17 protein-coding genes are annotated in these 16,499 nt (G+C 32.1%); all 17 read right to left on the minus strand.

Annotated features, from left to right (window positions below; all coding sequences use genetic code 11):
• Positions 1-4: 4 nt before the first annotated feature.
• Positions 5-886, minus strand: a complete 882-nt coding sequence (locus A9Q93_RS03455; RefSeq protein WP_303685985.1) for a glycosyltransferase family 2 protein — start codon at positions 884-886, stop codon at positions 5-7.
• Positions 887-895: 9 nt separating this feature from the next.
• Complete coding sequence (locus A9Q93_RS03460) at positions 896-2,041, minus strand: glycosyltransferase (RefSeq protein WP_303685986.1); 1,146 nt, start codon at positions 2,039-2,041, stop codon at positions 896-898.
• Positions 2,038-3,225 (minus strand): glycosyltransferase family 4 protein, encoded by a 1,188-nt coding sequence (locus A9Q93_RS03465; protein WP_303685987.1) that lies wholly within the window; start codon positions 3,223-3,225, stop codon positions 2,038-2,040. Before A9Q93_RS03465 ends, A9Q93_RS03460 begins: the two co-directional genes overlap by 4 nt.
• A gap of 9 nt (positions 3,226-3,234) precedes the next feature.
• Positions 3,235-4,014: a glycosyltransferase family 2 protein gene (locus tag A9Q93_RS03470; protein ID WP_303685988.1), complete on the minus strand. Its 780-nt coding sequence runs from the start codon at positions 4,012-4,014 to the stop codon at positions 3,235-3,237.
• Positions 4,011-4,883: a glycosyltransferase family A protein gene (locus A9Q93_RS03475; RefSeq protein ID WP_303685989.1), complete on the minus strand. Its 873-nt coding sequence runs from the start codon at positions 4,881-4,883 to the stop codon at positions 4,011-4,013. Before A9Q93_RS03475 ends, A9Q93_RS03470 begins: the two co-directional genes overlap by 4 nt.
• 5 nt (positions 4,884-4,888) lie before the next feature.
• A complete protein-coding gene (locus A9Q93_RS03480; RefSeq protein ID WP_303685990.1) occupies positions 4,889-5,737 on the minus strand; it encodes a glycosyltransferase family A protein in 849 nt (282 codons plus the stop codon).
• A gap of 53 nt (positions 5,738-5,790) precedes the next feature.
• A complete protein-coding gene (locus tag A9Q93_RS03485) occupies positions 5,791-6,723 on the minus strand; it encodes a glycosyltransferase family 2 protein (protein WP_303685991.1) in 933 nt (310 codons plus the stop codon).
• 5 nt (positions 6,724-6,728) lie between these two features.
• Positions 6,729-7,559, minus strand: coding sequence for a glycosyltransferase family A protein (locus tag A9Q93_RS03490; RefSeq protein ID WP_303685992.1), 831 nt, complete (start codon positions 7,557-7,559; stop codon positions 6,729-6,731).
• A gap of 100 nt (positions 7,560-7,659) precedes the next feature.
• Entirely contained in the window at positions 7,660-8,502 is an 843-nt protein-coding gene (locus tag A9Q93_RS03495) for a glycosyltransferase family 2 protein (RefSeq protein ID WP_303685993.1), read from the minus strand.
• Between the two features lie 11 nt (positions 8,503-8,513).
• Complete coding sequence (locus A9Q93_RS03500; RefSeq protein ID WP_303685994.1) at positions 8,514-9,401, minus strand: glycosyltransferase family 2 protein; 888 nt, start codon at positions 9,399-9,401, stop codon at positions 8,514-8,516.
• Entirely contained in the window at positions 9,401-10,276 is an 876-nt protein-coding gene (locus A9Q93_RS03505; protein WP_303685995.1) for a glycosyltransferase family 2 protein, read from the minus strand. Before A9Q93_RS03505 ends, A9Q93_RS03500 begins: the two co-directional genes overlap by 1 nt.
• A 99-nt stretch (positions 10,277-10,375) precedes the next feature.
• Entirely contained in the window at positions 10,376-11,323 is a 948-nt protein-coding gene (locus A9Q93_RS03510; RefSeq protein WP_303685996.1) for a hypothetical protein, read from the minus strand.
• A gap of 142 nt (positions 11,324-11,465) precedes the next feature.
• Complete coding sequence (locus A9Q93_RS03515; RefSeq protein WP_303685997.1) at positions 11,466-12,452, minus strand: glycosyltransferase; 987 nt, start codon at positions 12,450-12,452, stop codon at positions 11,466-11,468.
• The gene (locus A9Q93_RS03520; RefSeq protein ID WP_303685998.1) at positions 12,449-13,342 is read right to left on the minus strand and encodes a sulfotransferase; all 894 of its coding nucleotides are present in this window, start codon (positions 13,340-13,342) and stop codon (positions 12,449-12,451) included. Before A9Q93_RS03520 ends, A9Q93_RS03515 begins: the two co-directional genes overlap by 4 nt.
• A gap of 73 nt (positions 13,343-13,415) precedes the next feature.
• A complete protein-coding gene (locus tag A9Q93_RS03525; RefSeq protein WP_303685999.1) occupies positions 13,416-14,357 on the minus strand; it encodes a sulfotransferase in 942 nt (313 codons plus the stop codon).
• Positions 14,354-15,427 carry a glycosyltransferase family A protein gene (locus tag A9Q93_RS03530; protein WP_303686000.1) on the minus strand — a complete coding sequence of 358 codons (1,074 nt, stop codon included), beginning with the start codon at positions 15,425-15,427 and terminating at the stop codon, positions 14,354-14,356. The genes A9Q93_RS03525 and A9Q93_RS03530 overlap by 4 nt, the downstream gene beginning before the upstream one ends.
• A gap of 1 nt (position 15,428) precedes the next feature.
• On the minus strand, positions 15,429-16,406 hold the full coding sequence (locus A9Q93_RS03535; protein WP_303686001.1) for a sulfotransferase: 978 nt from the start codon (positions 16,404-16,406) through the stop codon (positions 15,429-15,431).
• Between the last annotated feature and the right edge of the window lie 93 nt (positions 16,407-16,499).

Genomic DNA, 16,499 nt, shown 5'->3' on the forward strand with positions numbered 1-16,499 from the left:
TGTTCTATTGATATAATGGAGCTTTCAGAGATCTGAATCTTTTAATGGAACTATCATCCATTGGATTTCTATGGGATAACGTATCAGGCAAAGAAATAATTAAGGCAAATATAGCTTTTAGAAATCGCCTTAAGTAAGTGAAATCAGTAATAGCATACTTTTTAAAATTATGAAATACTGCTCTGAAAATTAAATACGTGGGCTGTTTATAATATACTAGATAAAATTTAACCACATTTACCAGTTGCTTTTCAAACCTATAGTAATTTTTATTTTCTAGGGTTCTTTTCACAACATCTTTACGATGATTTACCATAATAGAGTAATCATAAATGATGTCATATCCTAAATCTATAACCTCTAGTGAAAGGGCACTTTCTTCTCCATAAATATCCATCCATATGGGAAAACCATTCGTTTGTAGATAAATATCTTTTCTGATAGCAAATCCACATCCTACAAATTCACTAGCGTAAAATGCATTTCCTTCTCGAGCTGTTTCTATAGCAATCTGATCATTGTTAAACATACCTCGCACTTCTTGAAACGCGATGATGGCAGTTTTTTCGCTTTCGCGAAAGCGAGACAACACTTGATCTATAAAATCAGTTCCCAATGGATGTGCATCATCATCCAGCCCTATCCAGATTTCACCTACGGCATATGGATACAGCTTATTTCTCGCAGGAGATGCTCCTAGCTGTACTCCAGAGGTATACCATTTTACCCATGGAAATTCTGAAACAATTCGCTCCGTCTCAGGACAAGCATCTATAAAAACAAGAACTTCATGGATTTCTGGTTGAATAAGCTGTTTTAATTTATTTAAAGTGAAGCTTAATTCTTCAGGCCGGTGGCGTGTGACTATAAGAAATGAAATTTTCATATAAAATTCTTAAACCCTTTTAACCTGTCGATACAGTTCTATTATTTGAGAGCGCAAGGTAGTACGATTGTAATTCTTAGCAATAAAGTCAATGTTATATTCTTGAGCGGCCATACGCAATGAAGTATTACCAAGACTTTCTGTAATAAGTTGCGCTATCTTTTCATGATCATTCACCTCTTCAATTAAAAAACCATTCTTACCGTGAGTAATCACCTCTTCTGTGACATTTCCTGGGTTAGATTGTATAGGAAAGGCACCCATAGACATAGCTTCTAATAAGGCGTTAGGCATGCCGTCAGAATTACTATTAGCAATATGAATGGCAGCTCGCCCCATGTAAGCTAACAATTCTTTGTTGGGCACATTTTCGGCACGCGGTACAATTTTATAAGCCAGCTTGGTTAAAGTCTTACTTTGAAGCATATAGGCTATCACAGCCTCATCGGCACTGTAAATAAAAATCTTAAAGGGTTCTAGTAGTTCTTGTGGTACTAATTCTAGCGCTTTAATTATAGATAGTGCCTTACCTATCGCACTTTCGTATCCTTTAATGAGAATGTAGTCTCTTTGGTCTACTAGCATTCGATGTTTGTCTGATATCTCAAGACCACCATTACCAGGAAAAACTCCTAAATGTATATTTTGAAAACCTAAGTCCTTAGCTATTCCAGCATCTCGATGACAATCGGTAATAAGATAATCTACTCTGGTTAAGAAGGTGCTAGCTTGCTCTTTGCGTATTTCTAAAACATCCAGATCATATAAGTCTGTTCCCCAAGAAGAATAGATCAATGGTAAAGAATTCTTTTGCATGACAGGAAGAATTTTAAGCCCAGATAGTTTCATTTCAAAACAATGTACAATATCTGGTTGAATATCTTGTAGCGCTTTTTCAAATGCACTAGCAACAGACACATCATATCGTTTTACCAGCTGGTGATACAACTTAGGAAATTTGCTTTTAACTAGTGTACGACCACGTTTTTTTAAAAATCCCTTTTTCCAACCGGTAATTTGATGCATAAACGATAAGGACGCAGCTGTTCCTTGATCTAATACATCAAACCAATACAAATCCATACCATCGCTAGCAACTTGCTCTGCCCATCTTTTAAAATGATGGTTATTCATGGAAACGAATAGGATTTTCAATTTATTAGGTTTTTAATTTGCTCTTGATACTGAGAAGCAATTACGTTAAAGCTGTATTTTTTAATATAGTGTTTTCGATTTTCTTCTTTTAGTTCATGCAAGGTGTTACGATCCATACCCTCAATTTTTTCTAGAACATCTAGAAACGATTGTTCTTTCTTTATATCAAACCAAAAACTATTTCTAACATCCTTTAATCGATCTGGCATAGCACCAACTCTGGTGGAAACAATCAACTTACCAGCCGCCATTGCCTCAATACCTACTAAGGGTCCTGCTTCTTCAAATGATGAGATGATCAATACGTCTATTTTATTAAAAAATAGATGTAATTCTTCTAAGGAAAGTTCGCCTAAGTTTGTAAAATTTTCATTTTGCTTGCAATGAGATTCTACCTCTTTATGTAAAGGACCGCTACCAGCAATAACAAGTTTTCTATGGGAACCATCCATAAACTTTAGTAAATCTTCAATCCCTTTTTCCTTACCAAACCGACCTATATATCCATAAGAAATAGTCTTGTTATTTAACTTTGTAGGAATAGTTAAAAGCGCAGGTTCAACGATAGAAGTTTGATCTATTATCGACTGATTAAAATTAGACATAGTCTTCAAGCGTTTAAAATTACCAACAGAATGAACTAATATATGGTGTTGAATGTGCAAATTTTCAAATAACGACTCTGGTATTTTTTTTATTTGACCTGTTGTACGTACTAGAATTGGTTTATGATATTTTTGACATATTTCAAAAGACTCTATTAACCATTTTGATGTAAACTCACCACAAAACAAAACAATATCACAAGAGGCTATAGCTTGCTCTAGATAGCTTTTCATTTTTTTATCCAGATCAACTAATTGATAAGTCAACACGTTATTTATAAAACTTTCAGGAACTTCTTTTCTTCTGTTAAAGAACTTTGTGAGCAGACTAGATATACGTAGTATTATTGAATTTTTATATAGCAATCCTTGCAAAGAATTCCAAGAATAATTAGCTGATGATAATAAAGCAACAGATTTATAAGTAAATGGAAGAGTAGAAATTAAATCGATGTCATATTCTTCAATTAAAGCTTTAGAAATAAGCTGTACCTCTACTTCCCTTCCTCCAAAGTCAGAAATCGGTCCCAATATCAATACCTTCTTTCTATTCAACTTAATTTTTGATTGTATATTCAACGGTCAACTTTAAAACTTTTTGGGCTTGTTATTTAAAAACTTTATAATGTAGAAAAATCGCTTACAAGCATAATACATGTCTATAAATGCTCCTTTTACAATTCTCCACAAACTTGCGATCAGCCCATTAAAGGCACTTTTTACAGTGACCTCTTCATGCCACAATTGGTAATTGCCGATGACATCATTTTTAAATCTAAAAAAAAGTTGCTTTTTATTCCTATTGATTTCATAATGAAAAATCGCTGGTACAAATTCAATGTCATAACCTGCTTCTAGCACTCTTTTAGACCATTCTTTATCTTCAAAGGTAGCGACATCATCTCTAAAGGGATGTTCTTTCCATACCGCTTTCGCGAAAGCGGAACCTGAAAAAATCAATCCTGCTCGATTAGGATCATCCTTAGCTTGTATTTCATTGATATAGGCTCTATAATCATTAGTACTATGCAAACACCTCAAACCTGCTAGGCCTGGCTTCTCTTTAAATCGTTGTGCAATAACCTTAAAAAAGTCATGACTTACGGGATAAGAATGGGCACTAAAGATAACCACGATATCATGAGAAGCTTCCTGTGCCGCAAGGTTGGCACTACTACCGTAAGAAAAATTTTCTATCGTCACTAACCGCGCATCAAATTGCTCGCATACCGTTGCTGTATGATCTGTAGATAAATTATCGATCACGACTACCTCATCGATATCACCTGCATAACGCACTCTCAAATTCTTTAAAAGAAATGAAAGCGCATTAGCCTGGTTTTTAGTTCGTATGACTACAGATATCATGATGCTGCTCTTGTATTGCTTTTAAATAACCCTAGCAGTTTAAAGGGTTTCATAATAAGCTTACCTAATTTATACTCTAACGAATACTTATACTTAATTTCAGAATTCCTATACAATCGAGTTAGAAAAAATAAATAGGTTTTAGTGTTATTAAAATGTTCCAAGTATATCTCTTGATGCTTATTCATAACAAACTCTAAAAGATCTATTCTATGATATTTTAAAGTATCAATAAGCATAGATTGCTCTGCTTTACGATAATAAAATAGAAACTCATCTATAATTTCAAATTTCCAACCTCTTTTTGTAACTGCAATCCAAAACTCCCAATCCTCAAAACCTTTAATCATAGTCTCATCATAACCACCTACTTCTTCCCAACACTTTTTTCTGTAAAGAGAAGATGGCATTAAGATATTTTCAAACATGAGATCCCTATAGGAACTTCCTGACGGCTTGTGTTCATAAATGATATTTTCTTTTTTTTCTCTAAAAAAATATCTGTTACATGAAACAATCCCCAATTTATCTTTCTCTTCTAAAACAGCAACTGTTTTAAGTAAATAATCTTGATGCAAAACATCATCAGAATCTAATACCAGTATATAAATTCCATGACTTTCTTTAATCCCAGTATTCCTAGCGGCAGGAAGCCCAGCATTACTTTTCCATATATAACTAAAACGAGAATCTTTGTCACACCACCTTTTAGCTACCTCTTCGGTATTATCGGGACTACCATCATTAACTATAATACATTCCCAATTACTAAAGATTTGATTCATAACAGAATCTAATGTTTCATCTAACAAGTGAGATTGTTTATAACAAGGTACTATTATTGAAACCAATGGTGTGGTGTTTTCCATTTGTATTACTTTAATAAACTTTTCAAAAATCTTAAGGGTGCTAAAAGCGCATTTCCTAATTTATATGACCTATTGTTCTTAATATTTGATACAGTTTGTAAAGTCGCTTTCTGACGCCAAATTAATTCTAAATATACTTTCTTAAAATGCTTAAGATACAAATCTTCATGTTTGTCGAAAATCTGTTCTTTAAGCTCTAAATCATATTTTGCCATTGCTATTTGATCACGGGAAATACTTTTTATTCTATATCTCCATAATACTTCAGGTATGACATACATTTTAAATTCATTACGCAACATAGATATCCAAAATTCCCAATCCTCATAGCCATTTTTGAAATTTGTATCATAACCATTTATCTCTGACCAACGCACTTTTTTAAAAAGTGCAGATGCATGACCGTTATTTTTAACTAAAAAATTAATACACGAACCACCTAAAGGTTTTATTACATCGTCCACAGGTTGACCGTTTCTATATTTTTGATAGTAACAACATACAGCAACTATATCCGGTTTACTATTAATAGCAATCAACGCTTTCTCGATAAAAGTAGGTTCAAAAGCGTCGTCTGCATCAAGGGTTAAAATATAAGTAGTTGTAGCTTTTTTAATTCCATTATTTCTGGCGCTTGCCACACCTTGATTTTCTTGATATATGATTTCAATTAAAGGATGATCTAGTTGTTGCAACACATACTTTGTTTCTTGAGCTGACCCATCATCAACAACAATTATTTTTTCTGGTAGAACAGTTTGATTCAAGATAGAATTAATCGCTTGAGAAATATAACGTCCATCATTATAGCAAGGGATGATTACAGTAGTATCTGCGGTTGATTGCTGTCTCAAATTATTTAAAATATAAATTATTAATTATTTTACACGTAAATGCTCCTTTACTATTACGAGCGGATAAACTTGATTAGTTGATACCCTTTACCAGTCAAGTAAGTAATACCTATAGCAACTGGGTACAAAAAAGCTTTAGGACTTTTATATTTAAGTAATAATCGAGTAGCTCCTATTATGTTCTCTGGCCAAGTCTTCATCTTGGCTAGTTTAAAACTTAAAGAAAGATGATAATCTAACAACCATAAAATCAATTTTTTAGGAGCTAAATCTTTAAGATTTAATGCAGTCACATAATACAACTCAGCATTCATAATATCCACAAATAAAAGATCCTTATGTACCTTTTCTACAAATCCATCATCATGAATCCTTCGGTGACTCAAAATTTCATCTATTAAATACCCATTTGTAGTTAATAATAAAATATGTATATTAAATTGATGCTCACTTCCCTGATCTCTAATCCCTTCAGCAAACTGGCATTGCTCTGCGTACTGACGTTTAACTAGCAAATCATTAGTTATCCAAGCCACCTTATAATTTGTAAAGGACATGGCACTAATGGAAGCAGTTTTTCTATCAAAGTTATAAGGTTTGCTTAATAATCCTGATTTGTCAAAATTGATAGAATCACCAACTACAAAGTCATAATTACCTTCTTCAATATATTTTATACTTTTTTCAAGATGCTCTGGTAGCATTAAATCATCGCTATCAAAAAACTTAATAAGACTTCCTGTAGATAAAGAAAAACCATAATTCCTCGATCCATTGGCTCCTTTTGAAAAAGAATCAGGCCTGTGATAATACTTAAAACGAGAATCTGTTGAAAGAAAATCACTTATAACTTCATTAGTATTATCGGTAGAACCGTCATCTATTATAATACATTCAAAATCTTTATAAGTCTGATTTTTGATAGAATGTAGCGTCTCTAAAATATACGTGGCTCTATTATAAGTAGGTATTATTATTGAAATCATATTACTTATTTGAAAATACTTTTAATTTTGTCAATCTGGGAGATTATTTTTTCACTGACTCTAAAAGACTTGCGCCTCTTTATTTTTATAATCTGTCGCTGTAACCTACTTATTTCTTTTGAAAATTCAATAAATAAATACTCGTGTAGCTTTTTATACTCGTCCCTATATTTATGAAATAGTTGCATTTTAAGATCGAGATCTTGTTCCATAGAAGTATAACTTCTAGAACCTACTGTATCTACATAATTAAAAAGTACCTCTGGAATTATTGCGTAACGGTATCCTAATTTTAAAACTCTTATGTTTAAATCCCAATCTTCATGACCACCGCTCATAGCAAGATCATAAAGCCCTGCTTTTAAAACAGCTTCTTTTTTTAACAACAAGCATGCAATAGCTCCATTACGTAGTAAACAAGACTCAAAAGTAATTTCTTCTGGAATGTAAGGCAGGATTTTTTTACCATTCACCACACGCACATAACCACACATGACAGCTCCATAACGATCGTCTTCCTCAAACTTTTTCAATGCTTTTTCTACAAAAGTGTCCTCAAAATAATCATCTGCATCTAGTGTTAAAAGGTAAGTTCCCTTAGCTTGTTCTATACCTGCGTTTCTCGCAGCACAAACACCATTATTTTCTTGATCAATAACAATTATGGAAGAATGCTTTTGTTGTAAATCTTGCACCACTTGTAACGACTCATCTGTAGAACCGTCGTTGATGACTATAATCTGATCGATAGCCACAGTCTGTGTTAACAGACTAGTAATAGCTCTACCTATCGTAGCTTGAGAATTATAACATGGAATGATAGCAGATACCAGCATGCCGCAAAATTAGACTTTTTTACAAGTATAGCTGGTATTATTTATCCGCTTTCGCGAAAGCGAAACACAAACATAACCTTTAAACCTTTTTAACAACTCTTTATAAAGAACGTTTTGCCTTTAAAAGAGTAGAAAGTATCATAATAAATCCATTCAAAATGCGGAGCAACATTTTATTAGTTGTAAGCAATCCTATTTGAGGATGAAGCTTGTCATACACCAAGGCTCGATTTTTATTTTCTTCTATCAACTGGTTGTAACTAGTTTCATAAAGATTAAAATTCTCGAGAAGTACTTTATTAATTTCGTCTTTATTTAATTGCGCTGTTGCAGCAGCTGTAGAAATACCACCTTCATAAAAACGAGAAATGGTCACATCTATTTTTTTATAAGTCGCCTTTTCTATACAGATCACTTTTAAGAAAAATGCCCAGTCCGCTACTATTTTTAAATCGGTACGGTAAAAACCGTGTACATTAAACAGCTCTCTCTTAATAAATGTAGACGGATGTCCTAAAGACGTATGTTTAAAAAATGTGAAATCTAGTGATGTAGGATAGGTATGTGTAAAACTAGGCCGGTCTGTAGCTACCATATAAAGATCACCATAAATCAAGTCGTGCGCACTTCTTAAATGAGGCGTTACTTTTTCTATAACCTCTGAGTCAAACAAAACATCACCGCTGTTTAAGAACAATAAGTAATCTCCGGTAGCATTTTTGATCCCTTTGTTCATCGCGTCATAGACACCACGATCTGGTTCACTTATAGTAAAACTAAAATAATTCGAGTTCTTTGCTATAACTTCATTACTTCCATCAGTACTACCACCATCGATTATAAGATGCTCAAAAGGTACAGTATGTTGATCTTGCACACTTTTTATGGTGCGCTCCAGTCCTACGGCATCGTTATAATTAATGGTTATAATAGAGATTTTCATATTAGAATGTCCTATAACATGGCTCTTACAGAGGTTATCGTTTTTGTCTTATAATTCTTGTACTTATTGTACTTATAAATTTTCAGCAAAACGGCATCAGTAAAATAGTTGCTGTTTATAGCCTTACAAAGCTTTTTAAAGAGTTTAAAAATAGAAGTATCCCAAACTTTTTCTTGCATTAATTTTTGAAAAAGAAGTGCATTTTCTCGATGGTAACGCTCATAAATAAGCAGCAATTCTTTTTGCCGCTTATCGCCGCTAGCACCACTTTTATGATCTTCATGAATACGATATAAGGATAACGGTCTAGAAAAGCTGTGAAAAGCCACACCATTTTTTTGGGCTCTTAAAAACCATTCCCAGTCAAACCCAAAGTGAAGCGCACTATCGAGAACACCATTTTGCTCCCATACTTTTTTAGTCCAGAAGGAAGATGGCTGTATGATGTAGTCAATTGCTTTTAAATCTTTCTTTTTATGAGCAGTAACAACGTCACTTCCTCTAGTATCTAGAGCATCTTGATTAATTTCATGAAAATGAATACAGTTACCAAAGTAAATAGCATCGCCATGCTCCTGATATTGTTTTGCCACAAAATCCAGTACACCTGGCATCAACATATCATCGCTGTTCAACCATAGTAATAGTTCTCCAGTTGCTTTTTCAAATCCAGCATTTATCGCAGCAGCCTGCCCACCATCTTTACCAGAACTCCAATAGGCAAGTCGGGACTCATATTTTTTTATAATAGAAACAGAAGCATCTGTACTACCACCATCCATAATAATGTATTCGATATTAGGATATTCCTGACCTAAGACAGACAAAATAGTTTGTTCTAGAAACTGCCCTTGATTATAGGATGGTGTGATGATGGATATTTTAGGCTTAGAGGACATTAAGATTTTGGGTCAATTATATAGGATTGCAAGTTATGAGAATAAATAATATCTGCTCTATCAACACCATGCAACTTATGCAGTCTTTTATTAAAAAGTCGGAGTTTGTAAAAAGAGGCTTTCTTTATTGCATTGGCAATTTTACGCCATGTTTTTATTTTATTCAAACGTTTTTTCTCCTCATCATTTAGTACGTAAGCATCGATAATACGCTCTGCTTCTTTTACGTAATTATCAAAATTTGCTCGAGATAATTGACCTGGTCGATCCCTCCACGTACCGATGTCTAACTTGCAATTATATAATTTTGCGTTTTGAGAAAAACGAAACCATAATTCAAAATCTCCAGCTAATTTTAATTTGGTATTCATTCGATTTCCAGCTCGCTCATATAAACTTTTTCTCCAGAAAGTGCACTCTTGCTGCACATATTGGTAATCTTTTTGTAGAAATTTTATCAAACTAAATTTACCACCGTAACGATAGTCTATGACGTTACCTTGCAAGTCTATGGCACTATTCATTCCTTGAACCCATTCTACCTGTGGCAGCTCGGTCATTAAGTGATTCATGTGATGTAAAGCATTAGGCAACAGTAAATCATCACTGTTTATCCATGCCATGATTTCACCAGTTGATCGAGAAAAGCCTTTATCGATAGCATCATACATCCCTTGATCAGGTTCACTGATCCAGCTAGTAATTCTAGATTCATATTTTTTAATGATATCGATTGTGCCATCTGTACTACCTCCATCAATAATGATATATTCAAGATTTGAATAACCTTGATCTACCACAGACAGTATTGTTTGCTCTATAAAATCAACTTGATTATATACTGGGGTTATAATGGATATTTTTTTCTCTAACAAAGTGAATGGATAACAATTAAATCTGAATTTGTAAAAGCTAAGATGAAAATAGAATTATTAGTTTCGATCTTTTTATAGTTAAAATTCCAAAGCTGATATTCAATTAAACTCATCTAGAAATTTCTTATTCTTATTTTCTAAATTAAAATCAAAAGGTGCTAATAATTTAGGATGTTTTAAAATCTTTTTTAACTCGTTACCAGTTTTATAAACATGAACACCATTCAAATAATAGTAATTTCTTGCACTTGAAGTGTTACATATTACCGGGATACCACTTAATAATAATTCCGGAATTTTTGTTAAAGCTCCTGTAGTCGGTTTTTGATGAATAATTATAGCTTTACATTCTACTAATACTTGCTCTAATTCCTTTTCACTTAAAGCCCCTTTTAGATAAACCTTTTTTGTTTTATTACTTAAAAAAGACGCCATCTTTTCAGTGTCATATCCACCTATAACCAGTTTTTCATCCAAATTCAATCCCTCAAAAATATAAATAAGCTCTTTAAACCCTTCAACGGTAGGAGGATTAGAGGCAGTTCCTATGGACAGATAGTACTTCTTTTCTGAGTGCTGACGTAATTTTTTAATTGCTAAGCAATTTGAAATCACATTTTCAGACGGCACATATGGTAGATAATGAGCTTTAATTCCATAAAGAGAAAGCAACCATTGTTCTTCTCTTGAAATGGTATATATTGAAGAAAAAAACTTAAGTAAATTAATCTCTTCAAAAAACCAGTCAGGTGCGACCTTTCCAGACAAGTGTGATTTTTGCTGATGAACAAGAGACTCCATATTATGTAAAATACCTATCATTTCAATTCCTAACTCATAACAAGCAAAAACTAATGCTTCATCAGAATAATAAGAGAGATCAATAACAACTTTAAGATCCTCATCTTTTGTTTTTAAAGAAGTTAAATATTTCTTCCATAAAATTATGTCTAAAACTTTATAACGTAACGTATTAAAATCTAGCTTTTGATAACCTAAAAACTTTGAGAACCTAAAAGCCAATTTTACACGTTCTAATAGGCTCACATCGTTCTTTTGAACTGGATACTTCGATAGTGTGATGACTTCTTCGTCTAGTGTTGATAATAGTGAAGCAATCTGAAAGGAACGCCTGTAAGCGCCATTACCGAACTCCTTTCCTTGAAATAATGTATAATGAACAATCATATTATTTAATTATTTCAATTAATTCTTCTTTATTATAATCTAATTTTGCTTGTAAATAGAATTGGTAAGCTTCTCTAGATTCAAATGCTCTATGAAAATCTGGAAACAAGCGCATTGATATTTTTAAGTTCAAGAATTGCAAATTTACCAATTTATCGTACAAAGATAATTTGGCAAACAACGACATCTTTTTCCAGGCTAAAAGGTCTTTCTTAAGGCTTTTTATCTCTGATGTACAAGTAGAATTACAAATCGCTAAACGCATTAATTCAATTAGTTGTATGGTATATGTATCATCAACTTCAATTGCTGTTAATTGTTTACCATGCACACGCCAGGTAGCCATCTCTCGAGGTATATGAATTACATCTTCCGTAAGACCTACACGCATGCCCCATTCTAAATCTGCTGCTGGCCCTTTATCTTCCAAAAAGTAACCTGACCTCTCAAATACTTTTTTTGAAATCAAAACTTGCGTAAAAGAATGAATAACAGTTTGATGAGTTGCATACAACAATCCTGTTAAAGGTGCTTTACGAATATGTTTTCTTGAATTATAATTTTTAAAATATTCTTGAGCTGGAAAAGTGTTCCAATCATAGCTTTTTAAAGGTTGAGAATATTCATCTATAATTTGCAAACAGCAATGAGAAATACCACATTCTGGTGCCAACTCAAATCCATGTAATAAATGTTCTAAACAGTCATTACTCATTGTATCATCACTAGTTGCAAAATAAACATATGCTCCTGCAGCTTTTTGAACACCTATATTCCATGCATTATAGACTCCTTTAGGAGGATGTTGAAACATTTTAAACCTCATGTCTCTCACAGCTATTTTTTCTAGATAAGTCCATGTCCCATCTGTAGATTCACCATCGATAACTATACATTCCCAATCTTTATAGGTTTGATTTAAAATACTGTCTACTCTTTCTTTGAGAAACGATAAGCTATTAAAAGTAGGTAGTATAATAGAAATCATAATTGTGGAATATCTGAAAATCTAGAATATACGGTAACGTTAAATACGTCTAGTATTTTTTGAGCATTGACAAGGTCTTTTTCTTCTAATTGGGATCTCCAGCTAGAAAGCATGGCACTTTTATCGTTGTTTTTAATTCCTTCAACTGTCGCTTTTGTACTAAAATTTGACGATTTAGATGGTTTATTCAATATAGCTACCCCATTTTGAATTTCCTTAAATCCTAAAAATTCATACAACCTAGTGATATGATTTGCACCATCTAAAACTAAATCTTCATAATACAATGTGAGTTTTTTTGTTTTGCTATAATGCAAAGGATAATGCCACTCTAGACACCAATTGAGAACAGCTTTTTCAAAATAAGTACCCTTTTCTGATACTTCTTTAGAAAAGGCAAGTTGTTCCAGAGTTAGATATGTATCTGTCCAAGTTGTTGATTCAATGAATGCAGCCTCACAAGTGCCCCATTTATTTCTCATTACAGATAAAGACTGTGAAAAAGGATGTCGCATCAAAACAACAGTTTTTGATGGTACTAAAGTAGCCAACTCATCTATCAATCCATGTGCATTTACAATTTTTAAAACAATATGTTTTGCTCTTTTTCCTGTTGATAAATGCAACAACTTTTTCTTATAAAAATGATCTAAGTATAACGTGATCTTATTTTTCTCTTGATCATCCATCTCAAAAAACTGACTTTGATGTTTATTGGGCAAAAAACTTGCTATGATGCGACCTCTATCAGTGTCTGGCTTCCATAAATCAAATGGTTGATCTACATAAACAGTAGATCTTGCTGCTTCCATTATTTCTGCAAGCAAAGTAGATCCTCCTCTACGGCTAGAATAAAATAAAACAAGAGGCTGTTTACGTTTATAGAACATGATCTTTATACTAAATAAATTATGCGACTTTATTGGAATTAGGAGGTTTGTGAATAAACTGGACTGTCAAACGTCAGTTCAAATATCTAATATACAAAGTGGCAAAAAGTCTTTTACATTTGCTGATAAATGAAACATAATTTGGATCAAGATTATTAGCATTGGCTAAATGCAAGTAATAATAAAACGATATACTTTTCTTTGAATCAATCGCTCTTTTATCATAGTTACCATAATCGCTTAAAAAACTAGTCCCCAAATGATTATAATATCCTTTCAACAGTTTTTCAAATTTACTTGATAATTTTTTAGACTTTGTCTGGTTAACTGTAAATTTATTTTCGTTTTGAAATGGATCACCAAATAAGCCTTTAGTTTTTAAATTATTTTTTATATCAAGGTACTCGTCTTTAAAATCTATGCGCAACCATTTATACAAACTATTTGTTACAGATTTCGTATCAGTAATCAAATCCTCGTATTTTAATTGATATACATTTTCATTCTCTTTGTGTTGGATACAAAATTCATGAATTCTACGTGGGCCAATTATAATATCTCTTTTATATCTAGATAAATCATCAAAGTTCTTGATATTCCATGTTCTAATAATAGATCTAACCACGTCTAAAGGATCGCGTTTTAATACTATGACTTTACAACTAGGGAAAAGCTCTACTATCTCGTCTAAGATTTCCCAATAACGCGGCGTCTTATCTATAACTATTTTGTGGTCAACTGATAGAGGTTCGTAAATTTTTAATAAAAGAGCCTTAAGATGATTTTTAAATTCAAACTTTTCATGTTTGCTCAAATAATCTTTAAAGGCAATATTTGCGTACTCGTTATTGTATTTACCTGTGACCAAATCAGATTTGAATTGATTTGCAAAATGTAAAAGTATCCACGGCTCACTACATGTGTTTACATCTTGATTGTTAGATAGTAAATTTTGCAGAAAGGTTGAACCAGCTCGCGGTTGTGATACAATAAATACAAGTTGTTCCTCTTTCAACGTTTGAAAATTAAAGTTTTATAAACCTTCTTCAGGTACATCTTACCAAAAGTTTTTGCAATATAAACTGATACTGGGAAAGTTTTCAAAAAAGATAACTCTCTATTTTTAATGTTGTAGCTTAATATATTTAACAATGCAAGAAAATTAAGCGGTGAATTTGTAATAATTTTTAGAAAAAAAAACTTGACGGTATCAACCGCTTCTTTGTTATATTTAAAAGAATAAAATATATTAGCTTTATCCCAAATCTCTATCCAATTTTTGAAATGTTCTACTCTAAACTTTTCTGTACCTAATTCTTTCAAACCAGCTGTTGATACTCCCTTAAACGTTATCCGATAAACTGCCATTTCTTGATTAATAAAACCAAAATGACCATGCTTTCCTAAAATAAAACTCAGAGGAACATCTCCAAAAGCCACATCTTTAAAATAGTATGAGAAATAAGAGATATTAATTACATTTTTAAACATTAAAGTTCTTGATTTTAGTCTAACTTGATTAGCAAATAACTCCTTAACGCCTGCAATATGCTTTGAATAATAACCATCTTTAGGGCTTTCTACTTCAACATATTTCTCACCAATTTTGATTGCATTTCTCTGCCAATGATGACAAGCAATTAAATTAGTGTGTTTTTCTAAAAAATCAAATTGTTTCTGTAATTTACATTCATCAATCCAATAATCATCACCCTCACATAAAGCAATATATTTACCATTAGCCGTATACAAATTGTATAACATGTTAAATCTTCCTGACGGCTTGCCTTTAATAACGATATTATTGGCTCTCTTGTGGTATAATAACCTAATTTTAGATGGATATTTTAGAGCATATTTTTCACATATTTTTCTAGTTCCATCTTTGCTATCGTCATCTCCCAAAACAATTTCAAAATCAAAATCTGTTTGTTGACTTAAAATACTATCTAAACATTTCTCTATATAATTTACATGGTTATATGTTTGTATACAAACACTGACTATAGGTGATTTAGTAACCGAATTATCATTTTCAACAACTGAAATCTTTTCAAATTCATTTTTAAATGTTTGAAATGACATATTATTTTATTTTAGTCAAATAAGATAGCATTTCATCATAAAGTAAAGAATCGATTTTAATATTGTTTCCATTTTCAAAGCTCAAATCAGAATTTTTATAGATAATATTAGCATTCTTACTGTTCAAATCCGTTATTAAATTATTTGGATTATTACAGAAATCAGAATAAGATATTATTGTTTTATTTGACTCTTTAACCGATTTTAAAGAGTTTTCAACAGCTTTATTATTAGCTAGAACTTGTTCAATAACTTGTACGGTAGGTTTAGACTTTTTGAGACTATAGTAATTAGGAGTTTTAAATGAATACCATTCATCATAATTTCCATAAAAATTTTTTCTAGCAATTAGTAAAGACTGAGCATTATAAAGGACATCTCTTTTTATGTAAATAAAATGAACGTTTGGTATATTTTGTTCAAGATCAGCTAGATTCCAATTTAAATTCATTGCTTTCAATAAAATTGGTCGATTTGACGCTTCCTCTAATGCATGTAGTTCTTTTAAAAATAATGACCAATTCACATCTTTCATTTCCTTTTGACTAAGCTGCTGTAAATTCTTGAATTTAAAAAATCTGTTCCAGAAGTACCAAAATTCATGCGGTTGCTTTGGACCTTTGGTTTTACCTAAATTAGATTTAAAGTTGCTTAAAGCATCAAGATTTTGAAAAACCTCTCCTTTTAAATCAAAATCAATAAGTGCCTGCTGTAAACGATATCCAATATAAGGAGCATAGTAGAAACGTGATAAAAAATTTGTTGGATACATAAAGTAACCAGTTTTAGCAAGATATTGATATAATAACGTTGATCCACTTCTAGCGCATCCTACAATTAAATAAACCTTTTTCGCCGGATTACTATAAGCTTTTAACAATTCTTCCTCAGAACTCCCTAAAATTAATTCTAGCTCAGGAAAAATTCTTTCAAGGTCTTCATGTTTTTTATGGGACTCTTTCCTGTTAATATTGTTCATAAATCTTAAGATTAGATATTGTAAGTAGTAAAACTTTTCAAAATATTATTATAAAAGAGCTTAATAGATAAATATATCTTGCTATTTAAAGAT

Origin of the sequence: Nonlabens dokdonensis (genome assembly GCF_002162835.1) — a bacterium.
Classification (GTDB): Bacteria; Bacteroidota; Bacteroidia; order Flavobacteriales; family Flavobacteriaceae; genus Nonlabens; species Nonlabens dokdonensis_B.

Bases quoted from the DNA above. Each gene is read 5' to 3' on its own strand.
- A9Q93_RS03455 (WP_303685985.1), bottom strand. From the start codon at position 886: ATGAAAATTTCATTTCTTATAGTCACACGCCACCGGCCTGAAGAATTA.
- A9Q93_RS03470 (WP_303685988.1), bottom strand. From the start codon at position 4,014: ATGATATCTGTAGTCATACGAACTAAAAACCAGGCTAATGCGCTTTCA.
- A9Q93_RS03475 (WP_303685989.1), bottom strand. From the start codon at position 4,883: ATGGAAAACACCACACCATTGGTTTCAATAATAGTACCTTGTTATAAA.
- A9Q93_RS03485 (WP_303685991.1), bottom strand. From the start codon at position 6,723: ATGATTTCAATAATAATACCTACTTATAATAGAGCCACGTATATTTTA.
- A9Q93_RS03490 (WP_303685992.1), bottom strand. From the start codon at position 7,559: ATGCTGGTATCTGCTATCATTCCATGTTATAATTCTCAAGCTACGATA.
- A9Q93_RS03495 (WP_303685993.1), bottom strand. From the start codon at position 8,502: ATGAAAATCTCTATTATAACCATTAATTATAACGATGCCGTAGGACTG.
- A9Q93_RS03500 (WP_303685994.1), bottom strand. From the start codon at position 9,401: ATGTCCTCTAAGCCTAAAATATCCATCATCACACCATCCTATAATCAA.
- A9Q93_RS03515 (WP_303685997.1), bottom strand. From the start codon at position 12,452: ATGATTTCTATTATACTACCTACTTTTAATAGCTTATCGTTTCTCAAA.
- A9Q93_RS03520 (WP_303685998.1), bottom strand. From the start codon at position 13,342: ATGTTCTATAAACGTAAACAGCCTCTTGTTTTATTTTATTCTAGCCGT.
- A9Q93_RS03530 (WP_303686000.1), bottom strand. From the start codon at position 15,427: ATGTCATTTCAAACATTTAAAAATGAATTTGAAAAGATTTCAGTTGTT.
- A9Q93_RS03535 (WP_303686001.1), bottom strand. From the start codon at position 16,406: ATGAACAATATTAACAGGAAAGAGTCCCATAAAAAACATGAAGACCTT.